The sequence below is a fragment of the Camelimonas sp. FR25 genome, assembly GCF_059740505.1.
In genome coordinates this window covers 18,486-37,101 of record NZ_JCAWFG010000045.1, presented here as the reverse complement: position 1 = coordinate 37,101, position 18,616 = coordinate 18,486, and the positions used below count along the sequence as shown (strand labels likewise).

Here is an 18,616-nt window from a genome sequence, read left to right as displayed (position 1 = left end):
GGCGGGGCGCCTATAATGCCCCGCCGACGCTTGGGAGGAATTCATGTCAGACTTTAGCTCGCGCGCCCGCGCGTGGTTGGGCGCGGCCGCGCTTGTCGCTGCAGTTGGCTTCGGTGCAGGCTCCGCGATGGCCCAGGCCAAATACGGCCCTGGCACGTCGGAGAAAGAGATCAAGATCGGCCAGACCATCGCCCATAGTGGCCCTGCGTCGGCTTATGGACGTCTGGGACAGGCCGAGGCGGCCTATTTCAAATGGCTCAATGAAAAGAAGGGCGGCATCAACGGCCGCAAGATCAATTTCATCAGTCGTGACGACGGTTTCCAGCCGCCAAAGGCTGTCGAGAACGTCCGGTCCCTGGTGGAAAAGGACGAGGTCGCGCTGATTTTCGGCAACCTCGGCACGCCCATCAACATGGCGATCCGGCCTTATCTGAACGCCAAGAAGGTGCCGTTGCTGTTCATCGCGGCTGGGTCCTCGGCGTTCAACGATCCCAAGAAATTCCCTTACACCATGGGGTGGCAGCCGGCGCTTAACAAGGAATCGGCCTTCTACGCCAAGCATCTGCTGAAGACCAATCCGAACGCGAAAATCGGCGTGCTGTATCAGCATGATGACTATGGCAAGGATTTGCTGACAGGTCTGCGCGAAGGTCTTGGCGACAAGGCCGACAAGATGATCGTCAGCACCCAGAGCTTCCAGGCGACCGACCCGACCATCGACAGCCAGCTGGTGATCCTGAAGAACGCCGGTGTCGATACGCTATTTCTGTTCGCCTATTCCAAGCAGACCGCCCAGGCCATTTCCAAGCTGGCCGATCTGAACTGGAAGCCAGCCACCTTCCTGCATCTTGGTTCGGCCTCGGTCGGCGCCACGCTGAAGCCCGCTGGTCTTGAGAACTCCAAGGGCGTGCTCACCGCCGGCTTCATCAAGGATCCGACCGATCCGAAGTGGAAGGATGACGAGACCATCAAATGGTATCTCTCCTGGATGAAGGAGAACATGCCGAATGCTGACGTCACCGACACGCTGTACATGTCTGGCATTGCTTACGCCATGACGCTGCAGCATGTGCTGGAGAAGGCCGGCGACGACCTGACGCGTGAGAACATCATGAAGCAGGCGGCGAATATCAAGGACTACAAAAACCCCTTCCTGCTGCCGGAAGGTTCGATCAACACCACGCCGGATGACTACGCGATCATTACCTACATGAAGCTGCAGAAGTTCAACGGCGAGAGCTGGGATTATGTGGACTGAGGCTGGGCCGGGCGCATCGTGCGCCATGGAGTTCTGAGCCGTTCAAAGGCCGGTCGCGTGTGGCGCGACCGGCCATTTTTCTGGCGCGCGGCCGCCTGCTCGAGGCGCAGTCGACACAGAACGCAAAGGGAGACAGGGATGAAACGCCTTGAGGGCAGGGTGGCGCTGGTGACCGGCGCCGGACGGGGCGCTGGCGCGGCGTTGGCGCTGAAACTGGCGCGGGAGGGCGCGGCTGTCGTGGTCAATGACCTCGACGCGGCCCCCGCCGATGAAACGGCGGCGGCCATCCGCGCAGCGGGCGGCCGGGCGCTGGCTTTCCCCGGCGACGTCACCCGGCCTGATTTTGCTGAACGCTTCATCCAGGCGGCCACCGACGGGTTGGGCGGCGCCGATATCGTCGTCAACAATGCTGGCTATATCTGGAACGCTGGCATCGCCAACAGCACCGACGAGCAATGGGACGCCATGCAGGAGGTCCACCTCAAGGCGGCGTTTCGCATCGCCCGGGCCTGGGCGCCGTGGCTGGCCGGGCGATCGCGCCAGGAGCAAGCGGACGGGCGTGGCTTCACGCGCAAGATGGTCAATATCTCATCGGTGTCCGGCACCCATGGCGCCTGGAAGCAGATTGGCTATTCCGCCGCCAAGGCTGGCCTGATTGGCCTGACCAAGAGTCTCGCGCGCGAATGGGGGCCGCTGGGGGTCACCGTCAACGCCGTGGCCTTCGGCCTGATCGAGACCCGACTGACCCAGGTGATCGAGGGCGAAACCTCCATCGAAGTGGCTGGCCGCCGCCACAGGGTCGGCCTGACGCGCGAACTGCTCGACGGCCTCTACGCCCAGACGCCTCTGCGCCGCGGCGGCACGCCCGACGACGCAGCTGGCGCGGTGCTGCTGTTCTGCCTGCCGGAGTCGGACTACATCACCGGCCAGATCATCGAGGCTGATGGCGGCGTCGGCATGTAATGTGAGGGAAGAGCGCCGAAGGCGACGTGGCGGCGTTAGGACGCAGCGTGGCGCCTGCCTGCTGCTGTGCCCGTCGCGCGCTGCGTGTCTCTCGTGCCGCCGCGAAGCTGATGCGCCTCGAAGCCGATCGCAGCGGCGCCCACGGCAGTGGCTGGAGGCGCCCCAGCCATCAACCCGCGCAACTCCGCCCCAACCGTCATGCCCGCGCTTGTCGCGGGCATCCACGCGTTTTACGTCGCGGTGTTTGTCACGACGGCGAAGACGTGGATGGTCGGGTCAAGCCCGACCATGACGGCTACAGGTGCGTGGCTGCAAGCAAGCGGCTGCAGGTGAGCAGTGACAAGTGAGCGGTGGCAAGTGAGCTGCGGCAAGCGTTGGGCAGCAAGCGAGTGTGGCGGCGCAGGTCTGACGCCCGCCCGGCGCCCACTCGCTACGCCAGCCCAGCTGTCGCGGCTTACCGCGTCTGGCCACCGTCCACGGGCACCACGGCGCCGGTGACGAAGCTGGCCAGCGGGCTGAGCAGCCAGGCGGCCATGGCGCCGATTTCTTCCGGGCGACCGAAGCGGCGGAGCGGCACCTCGCGCCTGATCCATTTGTTCCAGGCGTCGGCGCGCTCGCCGTTGGCGCGCGCTTCCCAGTCGCCACCAGGGAAAATGATATTGCCTGGGGCGATGGCGTTGACGCGGACGTCTGATGGGCCGGCGATGCGGGCCAGCTCCTTGGTGAGATGGTTCATCGCCGCCTTGGAGGTGCCATAGGTCAGCGTGGTGCCAAGCGCGCCAAGCCCGGCGATCGACGAGATCATCAGCACCGAGCCCTGCTTGCGCGGCGTCATCAGCCGCAGCGCGCCGCGCGCCAGCCGGAAGGCAGAATCGAGATTCTGCATCATGCCGGCGTCCCAGGTCTCGTCATCGACCTCGAAACCTGGCGGGCAGGGGTGCAGGCCGACATTGGCTACGGCGCCCCAGATTGGGCCCATCTCGGCCTCAACCCGGGCCAGCGCCGTGTCGATCACGTCGCTCTGGCGCATGTCGCCCGCCATCGCCCACACCCGGTCGGCGCCATATTGCGCGGCCAGTTCGGCGCGCGCCGCTTCCAGCGCCTCTGCGCCGCGCGCCGTCATGGCCACGCGGGCGCCTTCGGCCAGCAGCGTGTCGACGATGCCGCGGCCAATGCCACGGCTGGCGCCGGCGATGAAAATCACCTTGTCCTTGAGTTGCAGATCCACCGGTCGTTTCCCCTGTTTGATGGCTGGTCGCGCGGGCGCGCCTTGTGCCTGCGCGCCCGCGCTGATCTGGATAGCTCGCCCGCTGCATCAGGATCAGACCCTGACCAGATTGACCGGCCAGGCTGATACGTGCGGGCGGCGCGCCATGCGCAATGGCGCCGCTTACGGCTCGGGGCTGATCTGCACCAGCAGCTTGCCGTCATTGCCGCCAGAGAACAGCAGGTTCAGGCTGTCGGCGGCGTTTTCCAGCCCCTTCACCACATGGGTCTTCCATTGCAGTTTGCCGTCGCGCACCAGCGGCGTCAGCACGTCCATGGCTTCCTTCATGCGTGGGAAATAGTCGATGACGATGAAGCCCTTCACCAGCAGCCGGTGCATCAGGATACGGCTGAAATCGGTCGGGCCGGCCACCGGCCCCTCGCCATTATAGGTCGAGATCATGCCGCACAGCGGCATGCGGCCGAAGTCGTTCATGCGGCTGAACACGGCGTCCATGATCGGGCCGCCGACATTCTCGAAATTGACGTCGACGCCATTGGGGCAAAGCCGGTCGAGCGCCGCGGGCACGTCTTCATTCTTGTAGTCAATGACGCCGTCGAGCTTCAGATCATCCCGCAGCCAGGCGCATTTGTCCGGCCCGCCAGCGATGCCGATCACCCGGCAGCCCTGCAGCTTCGCCAGCTGGGCGACGATGGAGCCGACGGCGCCGGCGGCGGCGGAAACCACCACGGTCTCGCCCGCCTTGGGCTGGCCAATGTCCATCAGGCCGAAATAAGCGGTGAGGCCGGTGTTGCCGAGCACGCTCATCCAGGCGGTCAGCGGCGCGCCGCCGAGGTCGTCCATCTTGCGCAGCAGCCTGTCGGTGGTGTGGGTGTAGTCGCCCCACACGCCAGCCATCGGCTTGACGATGTCGCCGGGCTTGAACATCGGCGAGCGGCTGTCGGTGACCACGGCGATGACGCCGCCGCGCATGGGCTGGCCGATCTCGACCGGCGGCAGATACTGGTCGCGGTCGCTCATCCAGATGCGATGGGTGGGGTCCAGCGACAGATAGATGTTGCGGCACAGCACTTCGCCATCACCGAGCGCGGCCAGCGGCTTCTCCACCAGCTCCAGATCGCCCTGCACCATGTTCTCGTCGGGACGGCGCCGCAGCACCCATTGCCGGTTGACGGTCATGTTCCTGTCCTCCCCTGGCGCGCCGCCCGTGGCTGCTGCGCTTCGCGTTAGCGGCGCACGCTGTTGTGCGCGCAACCATTGTTCGCGCTTCTTTTAGAGCGCTTTCGCTTCAGACGGAACAAAGGATCAGCCAGAACAGGCTCAGGACGAGGAAAACTTCGGCAGTGGCTGGCAGCGCTTTACGGCGTCGAGGCCAGCATGGGGTAGGTGAACAGCAGCATATGGGTGGCGTTGAGGCCAAAATGCGCGATGACCGCCGCGCGAACGCCGCCGCCGCGATAGGCCAGGCCATAGCCGAGCCCGGCGAGGCTGGCGACAATCATATAGCGCCAGCCGGCTGAATGATGGGCGAGGCCGAACAGCCCTGCCGCCGCCACGAGCGCAATCAGGCCCGCCGCTTGTGGCCCTGCTCCGGTGAACCGCTCGAGCAGCCGGGTGAGGCCTCCTTGCAGATAGCCGCGAAACAGCAGTTCCTCGGGCACGCACACCAGCAACAGATTGACCAGCAGCACGATCAGCGGGTCGGGCGGCCCGCCGGGCGACCACGCGACCAGGCCGAGCATGAGCGCCAGGCCGAGACAGACGAGGATGGTGACGACGCCCCACAGCAGGGCGCTGCGCCACCAGTCAGGCTGCGCGTTGTCGACCAGCGCCCATCCGCACCAGATGGCGATCCAGAACGCGATGAGCGGCTTGTCGAAATTGAGATAGAACGAGGTGGGCACAGCGCCTGGCGACACCACTACTGGCCCCGACAGTTTGATATTGGCGAAGCCCGGCCACAGATGCGTCATCAGCCCGGCCGCCTTGACGATGAACAGCAGATGCCCGAGCACACGCAATGGCCCATTTTGCGGAAAACGCGCCAGAAACGCCGCAAGTCCGAGGGCGGCGAAGCAGGCGAGCGCCGGAAGTGTGATGCGTGTGGCCAGCGCGGCGATCAGCAGCGCCAGCGCCAGTAGCCACGGCGTCAGCCGCGGCGCGAGGAAGATCGTCGCGGCGGCGGCGAGCAGCGCCAGCGACGCCAGAATATCGATACAGGGCATGGGCAGGGTCCCCTGGGTGGACAGTGACGCGCCAGCGGCGCACGCGCTGCTCACATTGGAGCGCGCTGGTCGCGCTTCGCCGCCCTGTCTGGCCGTGCGCGCCTGATCATCACATGACGCATCTGCTGGTTCAGACTGTGATCAGATCACGGGAAGCCCGGGATGATCAGCTCAGTATCGAGCGGTTCATGCGCTGGTTGTGACTGGCGCTGGTCTGGACACTGTCAGTTTGAATGAAATGCTGCGCCATCCCCAAATGGCGGCATGCGATCAATGGCGCTCCCTTGTCCTGCTCATGCCAAATTGTGGCGTGTAAGACGCATTGCAATTTGGCCCAGCCCGCGCGCCGCCTGAGCCTGTCAGGATGCGTATGCGTTTGCAGTCTTGCCTCCTTGCACAAGGCTGGTTGTCGTCGATTGCTGGCGCCGGATCCTTGCTGCGGTTGACCGCAGCCGAGGCGCCACGCTGATCGCCCCGCGTGCTCCCAGCGCGAATGCTCCCCGATGCGCGCGTCGCTGGTCTGCTATTCCGCCGCCATGCTGCGCGGCCGTGGCGGCAGCATGTCCTCGCCTGTGATGGCGTTGGCGAACAGGGCGTCGATCTCCGTTTCCGTAAGGCCCGCCACCTCGCGCAGGGCCTCGACGCTGTGCTGGCCGAGCGTCGGCGCCGGGCGGCGCACGGGCGGCGCCTCCGCCGCGCCCAATTGGCGGAACGGCGTCGAGGCGGTGGGGAAGTCGCCGATCCACGCCCGCTGGCGGATGCGCCAATAGGCGCGGGCGTTGAGCTGCGGGTCGTTGTACAGATCCAGCGCCGGGCGGGCGACGCCCGCCGCCACGCCCGCCCGTTGCAGGGCGGCCATGGCGTCGCTTGCGCAGCGTTGCGCGCACCAGGTGGATATGGCGGCGTCGATTTCAATCTCGCGCGCCTTGCGGCCGGCTGCGGTGGCGAGGCCTGGGTCGCGGCCAAGATCGGGGCGCTCAATCGTGGCGGCGAGGGCGCGCCACATGGCGTCGCTGGTGACGGCGATCACCAGCCAGCCCTCCTGCCGCGCCCCTGGCGGCGGATCGGTGGCGGCGGGCATGGCGACGCCCTGCACCTGCCAGGCGCGGGGTTCTGTATCGGGCTGGCAGGCGTAGCAATTGTGCGGCGCATGGGCCGGGTGGCGGCTGCCAGTGCGCGGCGCAGCCCCGCCGAGCGAGGCGGCGATCATCGCCGGGGCCGTCATCGGCATCAGGCACTCCACCTGCGACAGGTCGACGTGCTGTCCCTCGCCGGTGCGCCATTGATGATACAGCGCGGCGATGGTCGCCGCCGCGCCATTCAACCCGCCAGTGGCGTCGCCATAGGCGATGTGGCCCATGGTCGGCGGATCCTCAGGCTCGCCGGTCACCGTCGGCAGGCCAGACGCCTGCTCCAGCGTCGAGCCATAGGCGCGGGCCTGCCGCCACGGGCCGCCCGCGCCAAAGGCGCACATCGACGTCATGACGAGGCGGGGATTGACGGCGCTGAGCGTGGCGTAATCCAGCCCCAGCTTGGGCAGCACGTCGGCGGCGTAATTCTCGATCACCGCATCGGCGCTGGCGACGAGGCGCTTCAACGCCGCCACGCCATCCGGATGGGTCAGATCCAGCGTCACCCCACGCTTGTTGCGGTTCATGGCGCAGAAGCGACCGGCTTTCTCATACAGCCGCTCGCGAAACACCTCTTCGGTGGCGTCGACGCCGCGCCACCAGTCCGGATAGCGGCAGGCCTCGACCTTGATCACGTCGGCGCCCAAGTCGGCGAGAAACCGCCCGCACAGCGGCCCGGCCCAGCCCATGGACAGATCGATGACGGTGACCCCGGCCAGCGGCGGCGTGGTCGCAGCTTCCGCTTGCGGGCGGGCGTCCCAGCACGGCGCTGGCTGTGGCGGGCGCAGCACCCCGCCCCGGCGCGGCGGCGTGCGGGTCAGCGCCAGCGGGCAGCCGGGGGCAGTGGCGCGCTGGCCGTCGATGTCGATATCGACGATGGCGCCGCGCGCCCGGAACTGCGGATTGTCCGCCAGCTCATCCATGCGCCACACTGGCACGATCGGCAGTCGGCGCCGCAGCGCCTCAGCGAACCATGCCGCCATCGGCCGCTGCGACAGCTTGGCGTTAAAGGCCGCGTCGAGCTCATCGGCGAATTTCAGCCGCATCTCGCCATTGGCCAGGTCGGCGCGATCGGCGTAGTGACCGAGATCGAGCATGTCGCAAAAGCCGCGCCATTGCGCCGGCGTCACCACGGTCAGCCCGATCCAGCCGTCAGCGGCGGTGTAGACGCCCAGCGGATAGGTGGGGGCGAAGCGGTTGACGCCGCCACGCGGAAAGCCGGCGCCGCGCAGCCAGCCATCGGCGCACTGATATTCGGCATGGGCGATGCAGGCCTCGAACACGCTCAGTTCCAGCGCCTGGCCGCCGCCATGGCGCTGGCGGCCATAGAGCGCCGCCATCACCGCGATGAAGCCGGAGACGCCAGCCGTCACCAGCGCCTGAAACTCCGGCGCGGCCAGCGGCGGGCCGTCGACGCGGCCAACATTTTCCACCACCCCGGCCAGCGCCCGGCAGACGGCGTCGGCGCCCTGCCAGCCGGCGTAAGGACCGCTGCGGCCAAACCATGAGGCGTCGCAGATGATCAGGCCCGGATGACGGGTGGCGATGGCGGCGGCGTCGACGGCCAGCGGCCCGCCATCCGAACACACCAGCACGTCGGCGCCGGCGATCAACTGGTCGAGCGTGGCGCGGTCGGCGGCGCTGTCCGGCTGCATCACCACAGAGGTCTTGCCAGCGGTGAGGAAGGCGTAGGCCGCCCCCACGGGCGCGGCTGGGCCCGCTCCCGGCGCCTGACCAATCGCCCCAGCGTCGTCTGCCCCGGCGTTGATCGCGGGCGCGGGGCCGGCGAACGGCGCCTGGCTGAACAGCGGATCACGCCCCGGCGGTTCGATTTTCACCACCTCGGCGCCGAGATCGGCCAACAATCGCGTGAGATAGGCGCCGGCTGGCAACGCGCCAGCCTCCAGCACCCGCAAGCCTGTCAAAGGCATGTGGCCGTCCTTCGCGTTTCAAAGGCGAGGTCCGGCGACGTGTCGCTCGCAGATCTGCGCCCTGTCTCCCCGGCGGCGCTGCGCCATAACGGGCGCAAGGCTGTCCGGAACGCCCCGTCGTCTGGCGCGACGGTAGCGGTTCTCCCCTTGTCCGCGCCGCCCGCTGAACGCCCAGACAACCCAACGACCGTGCTGCGGTGTTCCGGCCCATCACGGCTGATGGCGAAACCTGCTGCGGCTGCTGGGAGAGTTCGTGGCGGAATGGCGCTGCGCCGGTTCTGCGCCGGCGACAACATGACGATGGCGCGATGCACTGGCGCTGGCAAGTGAAATGAGATTTTGTATAACGGAATCGCACAATGACGCGGGCCAGCCAGGCCTGCGCGGGGCCATCAAGGCCCGGAGGAAACGCAGCAGCGGACTGGCGGCGCAAAGTCGCCAGTCGCGCCGTATCCGGCTTTGGCCGGAGCGCACGTCCGGCTCTGGCCGGTGGAGGAGCGTCACGATGGTTTGGCAGGCGGAAGTCGACGAGTTGCACCGGCGCGAGGCGCTGGCGAAGGAAATGGGCGGGCCGGACAAGGTCAAACGCCAGCATGACGGCGGCCGCCTGACGGTGCGCGAGCGCGTCGATCATTTGGTCGACGCCGGCAGTTTCCATGAGACCGGCGCCACCGCCGGCATGGCCGAATATGACGCCAGCAACAATCTGGAGGCCTTCACGCCGTCCAATTGCGTGTTCGGTCGCGCCCGCGTCGACGGTCGCCCGGTGGTGGTGGTCGGCGATGACTTCACCGTGCGCGGCGGCTCCGCCGACGCCTCCATCGCCGCCAAGCCCATGATGGCCGAGCAGATGGCCGCCGCCTATCGCATGCCCATCTTCCGCATCATCGAGGGCTCGGGCGGCGGCGGCTCGGTCAAGACCATCGAGACCAAGGGCCGGGCCAATCTGCCTGGCGGCATCGGCGGCGGCGAGAGCTTCGATCTGATGACCAGAAATCTGGCAGAGGTGCCGGTGATCGGGCTCGGCCTCGGCTCGGTTGCAGGCCTTGGCGCAGCGCGGCTCGCCTCAACGCATTTTTCGGTGATGACCAAGACGTCGGCGATGTTCGTCGCCGGGCCGCCGCTGGTGGCGCGGCTCGGCCAGACGGCGGAGACGCTGGGCAAGCAGGAGCTTGGCGGCTGGGAAATCCAGACCCGCTCCGGCGCCATCGACATGGCGGTCGACAGCGAGGAAGAGGCCTTCGCCGCCGCCCGCAGATTCCTGTCCTATCTGCCCAATTCGGTGCACGAGCTGCCGCCGGTGATCGCGCCGACCGACGATCCTGAGCGGCGCGAGGCCAGCCTGCTCAACGCCATCCCGCGCGATATCCGCAAGGTCTACAAGATGCGTCCCATCGTTGAGGCGGTGGTCGACAGGGGCAGCTTCTTCGAGCTGGGCAAAATGTTTGGGCGCTCGCTGATCACCGGCCTTGCCCGCATCGACGGCAAGCCGGTGGCGGTGATGGCGTCGGACCCGTATTTCTACGGCGGCGCCTGGACGGCGGATGCCTGCGAAAAAGCCATCCGCTTCATGGATCTGGCCCAGAGCTTCCATCTGCCGGTGGTGTATCTGCTCGACTGCCCCGGCTTCCTGATTGGGCTCGAGGCCGAGAAGGCGGCGACCATTCGCTGGGGCGTGCGGGCGCTGGCCGCCATGAACCAGACCACGGTGCCGTGGTGCACCATGATCGTGCGCAACGCTTTTGGCGTCGCCGGCGCGGTGCACAAGCCCGCCGGCCGCTTCGGCTTCCGCTACGCCTGGGTATCAGGGCGCTGGGGCTCGCTGCCGCTGGAGGGCGGCATTGAGGCGGCCTATCGCGCTGACATTGAGGCTGCGGCGGATCCCAAAGCGAAAATGGCCGAGATCGAAGACCGCCTGAACAAATTGCGCTCGCCGTTCCGCAGCGCCGAAAGCTATTGGGTGGAGGAGATCATCGACCCGCGCGAGACCAGGCCCCTGCTGGTGGATTTCGTCAATCTGGCCTGGCCGACGCTGGAGACCGGTCGCAGCGCTTTCGCCATGCGTCCCTGACACACAAACGCCCCGGCGCAGGAAGCGCCGGGGCGTTGTCTCAACAAGGCTTGTAACGCTGCCTGCGCCACGCGCGCCTGTCGTGGCCTAATTCGGCGCGGGCTCGGGCCGCACGTCGACAATCTCGCCCTTGACCATGTCACCGGCGCCAGCCGGGTTAGTGGCGGGGGCTTCAGCCAGCTTTTTGCCCGCCGCAACGGCTTTGGCGGCGTCGACCAGGCCTGCGCCGAACTCAGGATCGCGGCCAGTCGGGCCAAGGTCCTGCGCCGTCTCCATCAGGATCTTGCGCAACGCCGCCGGGGTCAGTTTCGGATTGGCCTCCAGCATCAGCGCCGCCACGCCCGAGACATGGGCGGCGGCCAGCGACGAGCCCGTGGCGAACTGATAGGCGTCGCCGGGTTTGGGGCCGATGATGTCCGCGCCTGGGGCGGCGAGGGCCACGTGCGTCCCGCGCGCCGAGCTGGCGACGCGCTCGTCGCCGGCATTGGTGGCGACGACGGCGATCACATGGGCGTCCGCCGCAGGAAAGGCGGGCGGCGCCTCAGGGCCGCCATTGCCCGCCGCCGCCACCAGCACCACGCCCTTGGCGTCAGCAGCCGCCAGCGCCTTGCTCAGCAGCGGATCACGCGGGCCGGCGAAGCTCATATTGACGACGCGGGCGTTGGCCTTCACCGCCTCATCCAGCGCCAGCAGAATGGCGAAGGTCGAGCCATAGGCGCCGCTGCGCGCGCCACTCTCTCCCGTCTCGAAGGCGCGCAACGCCAGAATCTGCGCCGCCGGGGCGACGCCGCGCATCTGGTCGCGGGCGGCGATCACTCCTGCGATGGTGGTGCCATGGGCGTCAGGCTTCGGAGCGGCCGCTGCGGCCTTGCCTTTGGACGCGCCAGCCGCCTTGCCTGTGGCCTCCGCTGCAGCAGCGGCCACATCGACGGAGCGCAGGACGGCGCCGCGCAATTCGCGATGCCCCGCGTCAACGCCGGAATCGATGACAGCGGTGAGCACGCCGTCGCCACGGACGCTGACATGGGCGACGCCAGCGCGCACCCGGGCGAGACCATATTGCGAGGCGGCGAGGGCGCCGCCGGCTGAGGCCGGCTGTGCAGGCGCGCCCTGGGACCCGCCCTCTGACGTGCTCACCAATGAGCCAGTCGATGCGCCAGCACCTTGCGGGCCGGCCTGTTGCGTGTCTTGCGCCGCGGCGGCTGGGGCAGGCGTACTGGCTGAGTCAGAATTGCCGGTCGCGCTGGCCCCGGCGTTGAGCGTGTAAAGATAGTTCGGCTGCGCCGACAGCACCCGGCTGTCGCGCTCCAGCTTGAGGATGACGTCACGCACGCTGCGCCGGTCTGGAATGCGATAGCGCGCCATGGTGACGCCGGTCAGCGCCAGCGGCTGCGCCTTCACCAGTTGCAGGTGCTCGGCGCGGGCGAGGTTCTGGCCAAGGCGCGGGTCGGCGCTGGCGATGGTGACCACCACCTCTGACGGCGCTATGCGGGTTTCGCCCTGTGTCGGCGCGCCGCTGTCGGCGCGGGGTGGCGGCGCAGGGGCGGCAGGCGGCGGCGTGGGAGGTCGGCGCGGCGGCGGGGTCGGCGTAACGGCCCGTTCGGGTCGCGGGCGCAGCGCCGGCCGGCGCGGCGGCGGCGCGTCAATGTCCTCAATATGGCCGTCGTAGATCGGGGGCGGCGGGGGCGGCGGCGGATAGGCGGGCCGCCAGTCCGGATCGTAGCCGTGCGGCCGGTGCGGATAGGGGTAAGGCCGCGGCTGCCACGGTCGCGGGCGGTGCTCGGGATAATAATCCGGTCGCCGCTCTGGCCCGGCGCCGGGCGGCGGACGCCGTGGCCGGTCAGACCAGTCGTGCGGATGGGGGCGGTCGCCGCGCTGCTGGCGCTGGCGGTCTTCGCCGCGTCGCCAGTCCTCCGGTCGCTCGCGCTGCATGCGCTCACCTTCGCGCGACCCTCGGTAAGGGTCGTCGCGCCGGTATTGCTCCCGTCCCGGGCCGCCATCCCGACCGCGCCGCTCGAAATCGCGCCTGAACTCTTGCGGTCGTTCGCTCTGGCCATAGCCAGGCGCGCCATAACCATCTGGCCCACGCCGTCCGTCATATTGAGCGAGGGCGACGCCCGCCGGCGCCAGCAGCATGGCGATGGCCACGCATGGGCGCAGCGCACGATAGGCAGCCTGGGAAAGCCTGTGGGGCGTCATGGTCGTCTCCTGCCATGGGGTGCAGCGACGTCAATCATTGTCCACCGCATATGGTTTTGTCGCGGCGAACTGCAGGCAGGTTCAGTCAAGGCCAATAAATTTTCCGCGAAACCTCATCGGGTCGGCGCGCGTTGACCCTGCAAAGGCAGAGAACAGGCACGAAATGGCGCCAACGGGCGCGCACGCACGCGAGGCCCGCCGGCGTCGCGCCCCTCGCCAGTGAGCCGCCGTCAGGTTGGCCGGAGCCTGTTGGCCGCTGCTTCGTGCCCGGTCGGCCGGCCTGGCCGGAAATTACGCTGGCGGATTGGGTCGCAAAAATAATGCGGCGACCAGGTGAACCAGATCGGCGTCGGCCACGACCCACTGTCATGGGCGGCCGGAAACAGCCGGTCGATGTACCCGACGCGTGAGCGGCGGCGACCAGGTCGATGAGCGACCTGATGAGCGACCTGGGCTTCGCCGCCAGACATTGCGGGACTGGCCCGACAAGGCCGGAAATGACCCTACACTGGGAGATATGTCATGTTGAACAATGCTTTCCGTACGGTTCTCGCTAACCGCGCCGTCCGCGCCATCGCGCTGGCCATCGGTCTTGGCATCGCCTCCGCTGGCAGCCTGGCGGTGAGCGCGGCGCCCGCCGAAGCCCAGCCGCACGGCTACCGCCATGGCCACGGGCATGGCCATGGCTACGGTCATCATCGCGGCCATGGCCCGCGCTGGGGCCATCACCACCGCCCGCGCCACCATGGCTATTATGGCCATCATCGTGGCCCGCGCTGCGTGATGCGGCCGACCGTCAACCGCTGGGGCGATGTGGTGATGCGTCGTCACTGTTACTGACCGGCGGCTTGCAGGCCATTCATCTGCTGCTTTGCAGACCTTTGCCAGCCATTGGCGAGGCACTGGCCAGCGACTGGCCTGCACAAGGGCGGCGTCCCGGTCTGACGCCGCCCGGCGGCCACCAAGGCGACAGGTTCCGGTTCAAATTGCGTCGGACCTGTTCTAGCCTCTGGCCCCAGGGGCAGGCGCAAGGCGGCGGGCGAGCACGCAGCGGCGCAGCTCTGGGCGGGGGGCGCGGTGGAAGGCCTTACGGACGAGATCGTCATTCAGCGCATCGCGACGGGAGACCGGGCGGCGATGGCGACGCTGTATCAGCGCCACCATGTGCGCGTGCATCGTTTTCTGGTGCGGATGACGCGCAATGAGACAGCGGCTGAGGAACTGACCTCCGACGTGTTTCTCGACGTCTGGCGCCAGGCTGGCAGCTTCGAGGGGCGCTCGGGCGTCACCACCTGGCTGCTGGGCATGGCGCGGTTCAAGGCCCTGTCGCATTTCCGCAAGCGCACCACCGATGCGCTGGAGCCGGAGATGGCGGAGGCGATGGCTGACGACGCCGACGACCCGGAAGTGATCGCCCAGAAAACCGACAAGGCGGCGGTGATGCGCGCCTGTCTGGCGCGGCTCAGCCGCGAACATGGCGAGGTCATTGACCTTGTCTATTACCACGAGCAGGGCGTCGATGAGGTCGCCCGCATCCTTGGCATTCCGCCAAATACAGTGAAGACCCGCCTGTTTCATGCGCGCAAGCGCCTCGCGGGCCTGCTCGCCGAAGCGGGCGTCGACAGGGGATGGCCATGACCAATGATGCTGATCGTAGCCGCCCCGCGACCGCGCAAGGCGCGCCGCTGAGCGACGATGAACTGGATCTGGCGCTGCCGTTCTACGCCATCGGCAAGCTGCCGCCGCAAGAGATGCAGGCTGTCGCGGCGCGGCTGGCCAACGACCCCGGCGCGCGCCGCCGGCTGGAGCTGGTCGGCGAGGAGCGTCGCGAAACCGAAGCGCTGAACGCCGCCATCGCGCCGCCGTCGCTCGCCGCCATGGAGCGGCTGTTCGCCCGCATCGACGCTGAAGAGGCGCCGGTTGAGGCAACCGCCCGGCAAAAAGCCGCCGCTGGCCCGGCCCAGGGCGGTTTTCTGGCGCGACTATTCGGGCCGCGTGGGCGGGCTGCGTCGCATGGCGCCGCGCCACGCGCCTGGGGGTTCGCCGTGGCGGCGCTGGCGGTCATCGCCATCATCCAGTCCGGCCTGTTGCTGCAATTGCTGTCGCGCACGGCGCCGCAGGCCCCTTATGTCACCGCGTCGGCCCCCGAGCCGGCGGGCGCCGCCCGAAGCGGCGCGGCCCCAACCGGCGTGAACCCAACCGGCGTGAACCCAGGCGGCGTGACCCAAAGCGGCGCGGCGCACGCCATGGTGCGTTTCCAGCCGGGCGTATCCATGAGCGAAGTGGAGGCCTGGCTCGCAGCCAATCGGTTGCGCATCGTCGACGGGCCCCGTCCGGGCGGGCTGTGGCGCATCCAGGCCGCCAGCGGCGACGCGGCGGCGCTGGTCAGCCGGTTGCAGGCGGCGCAGCAGCTGTTCGCCGTGACCTTACCGGAATGACGCGGCTGGCCGCCGCCCGCTCCGGGCGGTGGGGCGGCGTGACGGCGCGGCGTCGCGCAAGCTGTAGCGCACAGGCTGTATATGGCGCGCGGCTTGACACAGGCCTGTCGTCAGGCCGGATTATCGCCCCAACAGACCAGATGCCGACACGCCTGCCGCCGGCCGATTTTGTGCGCGCCGTCCACGTCGGACAGCCTGGCTCTGTGGCCTCGTGAGCGCTCCGGCGCCGGATCTGGCCTTGGGACAAAAGGGCGATGCTGCGATGCCTGTGCGGTGGCGACGCCACGGCGGAAAGACCGAGTGATGCGCTTTATCCAGACGTTTGAGCTGCTGCCATTTATCGATTCCATCGTCAGCCTGCTGGCGGCGTTCATTTGCGGCGCCATCATCGGCGTCGAGCGCCAGTTTCGTCTGCGCTCCGCCGGCCTGCGCACCAATGTGCTGGTGGCGGTGGGCGCGGCGGCCTTTGTCGATGTGGCGGCGCGGATCGCTGGCGACAAGGAATCGCTGCGGGTCATCGCTTATGTGGTCTCGGGCGTCGGCTTTCTCGGCGCTGGCGTGATCATGAAAGAGGGCATGAACGTCCGCGGCCTCAACACGGCCGCCACGCTGTGGTGCTCGGCGGCGGTCGGCGCGGCGGCGGGCGTCGATCTGCTGGCTGAGGCCGTGTTGATCACTTTGTTCGTCATCTGCGGCAACACCTTGCTGCGGCCGCTGGTCAACGCCATCAACCGCATCCCGGTCAATGAGGAGAGCGCCGAGCTGACCATTGAGGTGACGGTGATGACCGCGCCCGAGGACGCTGGTCCAATCCGCGAGCTGCTCGGCCAGCGCCTGCGCGCCGCGCATTATCCGCTGGCGGACATTCGCGAGGCGCGGCACGAGAATGGCGACGTCGGCATCGTCGCCATCCTGGCCGCCAATTCGGTGAACCCGTCGGAGATGGACGCCATCGTCACCGCCCTTGAGGCCGAGCCCGGCGTCCGCCACGCCGCCTGGGAGAGCAGCGCCAGCGATTGAGGCGGCGCCTCACCCCTGTTCGCGCAGCTTCCACATGCCCTGGGCCTTGGCGACGATGCGGTCGCCGACGAAGACCGTGGCGGTGGCGAAGGCGACGGCCTTGGTGGCGCGCACCAGTTCGCAGCGGGCCTCGACAAACTCGCCGACCTTGGCGCCGCTGACGAAATGCGTGTCGAGCTGGATGGTGGCGTGCGGGCGAATCTCGGGCGCATCATCGACGATGGCCACGCCGAGAATGCGATCGATGAAGGTCATGATCATGCCGCCATGGATCACGCCATTGCGGTTGCGGTGCTTGGGCAAGGCGCGGAAGCCGAAGATCAGGCCATTGGCGTCGCGGCGATGCCAGATGGGGCCGGCGTGACGGGTGAAGCCACGGCTGCGGATCATCTCCCAGCCTTCGCCAGGCGGCGGCAGCTCCTCCTGCATGCGCGCTGAATCCAGCGCATCGGCGCAGGCCATGGCCAGCTCTTCGCTGCGAAACCGGGCGATGATCTCGCCGCCCGCCGTCACCGCCCATGGGGTCGCGCCGCCGTCGTCGCTGAAGGCGATCTCATGCTCTGGCGGCGGATTCTGGATGCCCATGACGTTGCTCCCTCGCATATCGTTGTCATTTTGCTCTGGTCGCAGTGGCCGGGCGCAGCATCGTGCGCCAGCCAATGCGGCCTGACGTGACTGCGCTTTAGAACATGTTGCGAGGCGGCGAAACCGTTTCCGCAGACGGCGCCGGACGGACGGCGCCCGTGATGTGCGTCACATTGCGGGCAGCGCAGCCGTGCAGCGAGATCGTGCGCCGTCGCGGCCAGTCCGCGCTCTGGCGGCGCAGCGCCTGGCCTCATCACGCCTGACGGGACGCGACGCGCCTGGCGCCCTGGCGGCGATCACATGGCTGGAATGTCCAAAAACGCTGGATTTTGAGCGCCACAGTCGTGCTAGATGGAGCGGGTCGCGCCGTGAGGCGCATCGGGTTGCACGCCTGGCGAACAGTCATTTCGCGAGGTCCTTGCTGTCCGCAACAATGAGATCGGGCGCGAGCTGGCCACGGCCAGGCGCGCCTGCAAGACGTCATCAGGAAGAGGAAGCCCGATGAGCGACATGCGCGACATGTTCGTCGACACGGCCACCCGGCTGTTCAGGGATTATTGCACGCCGGAGCTGCTGCGGGCGGCGGCGGCCGGAACGTTTCAGAGCGCCTTGTGGGACGCCATGGTGGAGGCTGGCCTGACCAAGGCCGCCGCCGCAGAGGATTTTGGCGGCAGCGGCGCCGATCTGGCTGACGCGCTCGCCCTGCTGGTTCCCGCCGGCGCCTTTTCGGTTCCCGCGCCTTTGGCCGAGACGCTGATCGCCGCCCATCTCCTCGGCGAGGCCGGTATCGTCGTCCCCGACGGCCCGTTGACCATCGCCGTGCCCCGCCCAGGCGAAACCCTCGTGGCGGCCATGGATGGCGGCGGCTGGCATATTACGGGCGCGGTGGCGCGCGTGCCATACGCCCGCCACGCCAGCGGCGGCGTGGTGGCTGTCGCCCAGGGGCCTGAGGGTCCGGTGACGGCGCTTGTGCCGCTGGCCCATGTCTCGCTGACCGAGGCCGAAAATCTGGCGCATGAACCGCGCGACGACGTGCGTTTCGCCGCCGCGCGCGCCGAAGCCGCCGGCGTGGCCCGCCATGACGCCGCCGATGTCTACGCCATCGCCGCCGCCGCGCGCAGCGCCCAGATGGCCGGCGCCATGCAGACCATTCTGCAGCTGTCGGTGCAATACGCCCAGGAGCGCAGCCAGTTCGGCAAGCCGCTCGGCAAGTTCCAGGCGATTCAGCATTCCCTGGCCACGCTGGCTGGTCAGGCCGCCGCCGCCACCGCCGGGGCTGACGCCGCCATTGAGGCGGCGGAACAGGGCGCCGCCGCCATGGCTATCGCCGCCGCCAAGGCGCGGGCCGGCGAGGCCGCCTCCATCGGCTGCAACATCGCCCATCAGGTGCACGGCGCCATCGGCTTCACCGCCGAGCACGCGCTGCACTTCAGCACGCAGCGGCTGTGGTCGTGGCGCGATGAGTTTGGCAATGACGCCTTCTGGCAACAGCAGCTGGGCGACCGGGCGGTCGCCGCTGGCGCAGATGGCCTGTGGGCCATGCTGACCGCCGCCTGATCCCATAAGAA

14 protein-coding genes are annotated in these 18,616 nt (G+C 68.2%); 8 read left to right on the top strand and 6 right to left on the bottom strand.

The window, feature by feature from the left end; all coding sequences use genetic code 11:
- The first annotated feature begins 43 nt into the window (after window positions 1-43).
- Together AC6A67_RS05780 and AC6A67_RS05775 are read left to right on the top strand one after the other, a co-directional pair.
- Window positions 44-1,258: an ABC transporter substrate-binding protein gene (locus tag AC6A67_RS05780; protein WP_498035600.1), complete on the top strand. Its 1,215-nt coding sequence runs from the start codon at window positions 44-46 to the stop codon at window positions 1,256-1,258.
- 138 nt (window positions 1,259-1,396) lie between these two features.
- Complete coding sequence (locus AC6A67_RS05775; RefSeq protein ID WP_498035599.1) at window positions 1,397-2,221, top strand: SDR family NAD(P)-dependent oxidoreductase; 825 nt, start codon at window positions 1,397-1,399, stop codon at window positions 2,219-2,221.
- Between the two features lie 454 nt (window positions 2,222-2,675).
- On the opposite strand, the gene AC6A67_RS05770 is transcribed toward AC6A67_RS05775, so the two are convergent.
- The 4 genes from AC6A67_RS05770 to AC6A67_RS05755 all read right to left on the bottom strand — a co-directional run bounded on the left by AC6A67_RS05770 (window position 2,676) and on the right by AC6A67_RS05755 (window position 8,735).
- Complete coding sequence (locus AC6A67_RS05770; protein ID WP_498035598.1) at window positions 2,676-3,449, bottom strand: SDR family NAD(P)-dependent oxidoreductase; 774 nt, start codon at window positions 3,447-3,449, stop codon at window positions 2,676-2,678.
- A 162-nt stretch (window positions 3,450-3,611) separates the two neighbouring features.
- On the bottom strand, window positions 3,612-4,628 hold the full coding sequence (locus AC6A67_RS05765) for an NADP-dependent oxidoreductase (RefSeq protein ID WP_498035597.1): 1,017 nt from the start codon (window positions 4,626-4,628) through the stop codon (window positions 3,612-3,614).
- A gap of 179 nt (window positions 4,629-4,807) precedes the next feature.
- The gene (locus AC6A67_RS05760; protein WP_498035596.1) at window positions 4,808-5,674 is read right to left on the bottom strand and encodes a CPBP family intramembrane glutamic endopeptidase; all 867 of its coding nucleotides are present in this window, start codon (window positions 5,672-5,674) and stop codon (window positions 4,808-4,810) included.
- A gap of 523 nt (window positions 5,675-6,197) precedes the next feature.
- Window positions 6,198-8,735 (bottom strand): CaiB/BaiF CoA transferase family protein, encoded by a 2,538-nt coding sequence (locus AC6A67_RS05755; RefSeq protein WP_498035595.1) that lies wholly within the window; start codon window positions 8,733-8,735, stop codon window positions 6,198-6,200.
- 505 nt (window positions 8,736-9,240) lie between these two features.
- Between AC6A67_RS05755 and AC6A67_RS05750 the strand changes: the two genes are divergently transcribed.
- The gene (locus tag AC6A67_RS05750; protein ID WP_498035594.1) at window positions 9,241-10,806 is read left to right on the top strand and encodes an acyl-CoA carboxylase subunit beta; all 1,566 of its coding nucleotides are present in this window, start codon (window positions 9,241-9,243) and stop codon (window positions 10,804-10,806) included.
- Between the two features lie 87 nt (window positions 10,807-10,893).
- Here the strand turns inward: AC6A67_RS05750 and AC6A67_RS05745 are convergent, their stop codons facing one another.
- The gene (locus AC6A67_RS05745; RefSeq protein WP_498035593.1) at window positions 10,894-13,005 is read right to left on the bottom strand and encodes a S8 family peptidase; all 2,112 of its coding nucleotides are present in this window, start codon (window positions 13,003-13,005) and stop codon (window positions 10,894-10,896) included.
- 522 nt (window positions 13,006-13,527) lie between these two features.
- On the opposite strand from AC6A67_RS05745, the gene AC6A67_RS05740 reads away from it, so the two are divergent.
- From AC6A67_RS05740 to AC6A67_RS05725, 4 genes are all read left to right on the top strand, one after another.
- The gene (locus AC6A67_RS05740) at window positions 13,528-13,845 is read left to right on the top strand and encodes a hypothetical protein (RefSeq protein ID WP_498035592.1); all 318 of its coding nucleotides are present in this window, start codon (window positions 13,528-13,530) and stop codon (window positions 13,843-13,845) included.
- A 237-nt stretch (window positions 13,846-14,082) separates the two neighbouring features.
- Window positions 14,083-14,643 (top strand): sigma-70 family RNA polymerase sigma factor, encoded by a 561-nt coding sequence (locus tag AC6A67_RS05735; protein ID WP_498035591.1) that lies wholly within the window; start codon window positions 14,083-14,085, stop codon window positions 14,641-14,643.
- Window positions 14,640-15,443, top strand: a complete 804-nt coding sequence (locus AC6A67_RS05730) for a hypothetical protein (RefSeq protein WP_498035590.1) — start codon at window positions 14,640-14,642, stop codon at window positions 15,441-15,443. The genes AC6A67_RS05735 and AC6A67_RS05730 overlap by 4 nt, the downstream gene beginning before the upstream one ends.
- Window positions 15,444-15,746: 303 nt before the next feature.
- Entirely contained in the window at window positions 15,747-16,463 is a 717-nt protein-coding gene (locus AC6A67_RS05725) for an MgtC/SapB family protein (RefSeq protein WP_498035729.1), read from the top strand.
- A 9-nt stretch (window positions 16,464-16,472) separates the two neighbouring features.
- Here the strand turns inward: AC6A67_RS05725 and AC6A67_RS05720 are convergent, their stop codons facing one another.
- A complete protein-coding gene (locus AC6A67_RS05720) occupies window positions 16,473-17,048 on the bottom strand; it encodes a PaaI family thioesterase (RefSeq protein WP_498035589.1) in 576 nt (191 codons plus the stop codon).
- Window positions 17,049-17,549: 501 nt separating this feature from the next.
- Here AC6A67_RS05720 and AC6A67_RS05715 point away from each other — a divergent pair.
- Window positions 17,550-18,605 (top strand): acyl-CoA dehydrogenase family protein, encoded by a 1,056-nt coding sequence (locus tag AC6A67_RS05715; protein WP_498035588.1) that lies wholly within the window; start codon window positions 17,550-17,552, stop codon window positions 18,603-18,605.
- The last annotated feature ends 11 nt before the right edge of the window (window positions 18,606-18,616 follow it).

Coding starts and splice junctions, on each gene's coding strand:
- AC6A67_RS05780 (WP_498035600.1), top strand. CDS start 44: ATGTCAGACTTTAGCTCGCGCGCCCGCGCGTGGTTGGGCGCGGCCGCG.
- AC6A67_RS05775 (WP_498035599.1), top strand. CDS start 1,397: ATGAAACGCCTTGAGGGCAGGGTGGCGCTGGTGACCGGCGCCGGACGG.
- AC6A67_RS05765 (WP_498035597.1), bottom strand. CDS start 4,628: ATGACCGTCAACCGGCAATGGGTGCTGCGGCGCCGTCCCGACGAGAAC.
- AC6A67_RS05760 (WP_498035596.1), bottom strand. CDS start 5,674: ATGCCCTGTATCGATATTCTGGCGTCGCTGGCGCTGCTCGCCGCCGCC.
- AC6A67_RS05755 (WP_498035595.1), bottom strand. CDS start 8,735: ATGCCTTTGACAGGCTTGCGGGTGCTGGAGGCTGGCGCGTTGCCAGCC.
- AC6A67_RS05750 (WP_498035594.1), top strand. CDS start 9,241: ATGGTTTGGCAGGCGGAAGTCGACGAGTTGCACCGGCGCGAGGCGCTG.
- AC6A67_RS05745 (WP_498035593.1), bottom strand. CDS start 13,005: ATGACGCCCCACAGGCTTTCCCAGGCTGCCTATCGTGCGCTGCGCCCA.
- AC6A67_RS05740 (WP_498035592.1), top strand. CDS start 13,528: ATGTTGAACAATGCTTTCCGTACGGTTCTCGCTAACCGCGCCGTCCGC.
- AC6A67_RS05730 (WP_498035590.1), top strand. CDS start 14,640: ATGACCAATGATGCTGATCGTAGCCGCCCCGCGACCGCGCAAGGCGCG.
- AC6A67_RS05725 (WP_498035729.1), top strand. CDS start 15,747: ATGCGCTTTATCCAGACGTTTGAGCTGCTGCCATTTATCGATTCCATC.
- AC6A67_RS05720 (WP_498035589.1), bottom strand. CDS start 17,048: ATGGGCATCCAGAATCCGCCGCCAGAGCATGAGATCGCCTTCAGCGAC.
- AC6A67_RS05715 (WP_498035588.1), top strand. CDS start 17,550: ATGAGCGACATGCGCGACATGTTCGTCGACACGGCCACCCGGCTGTTC.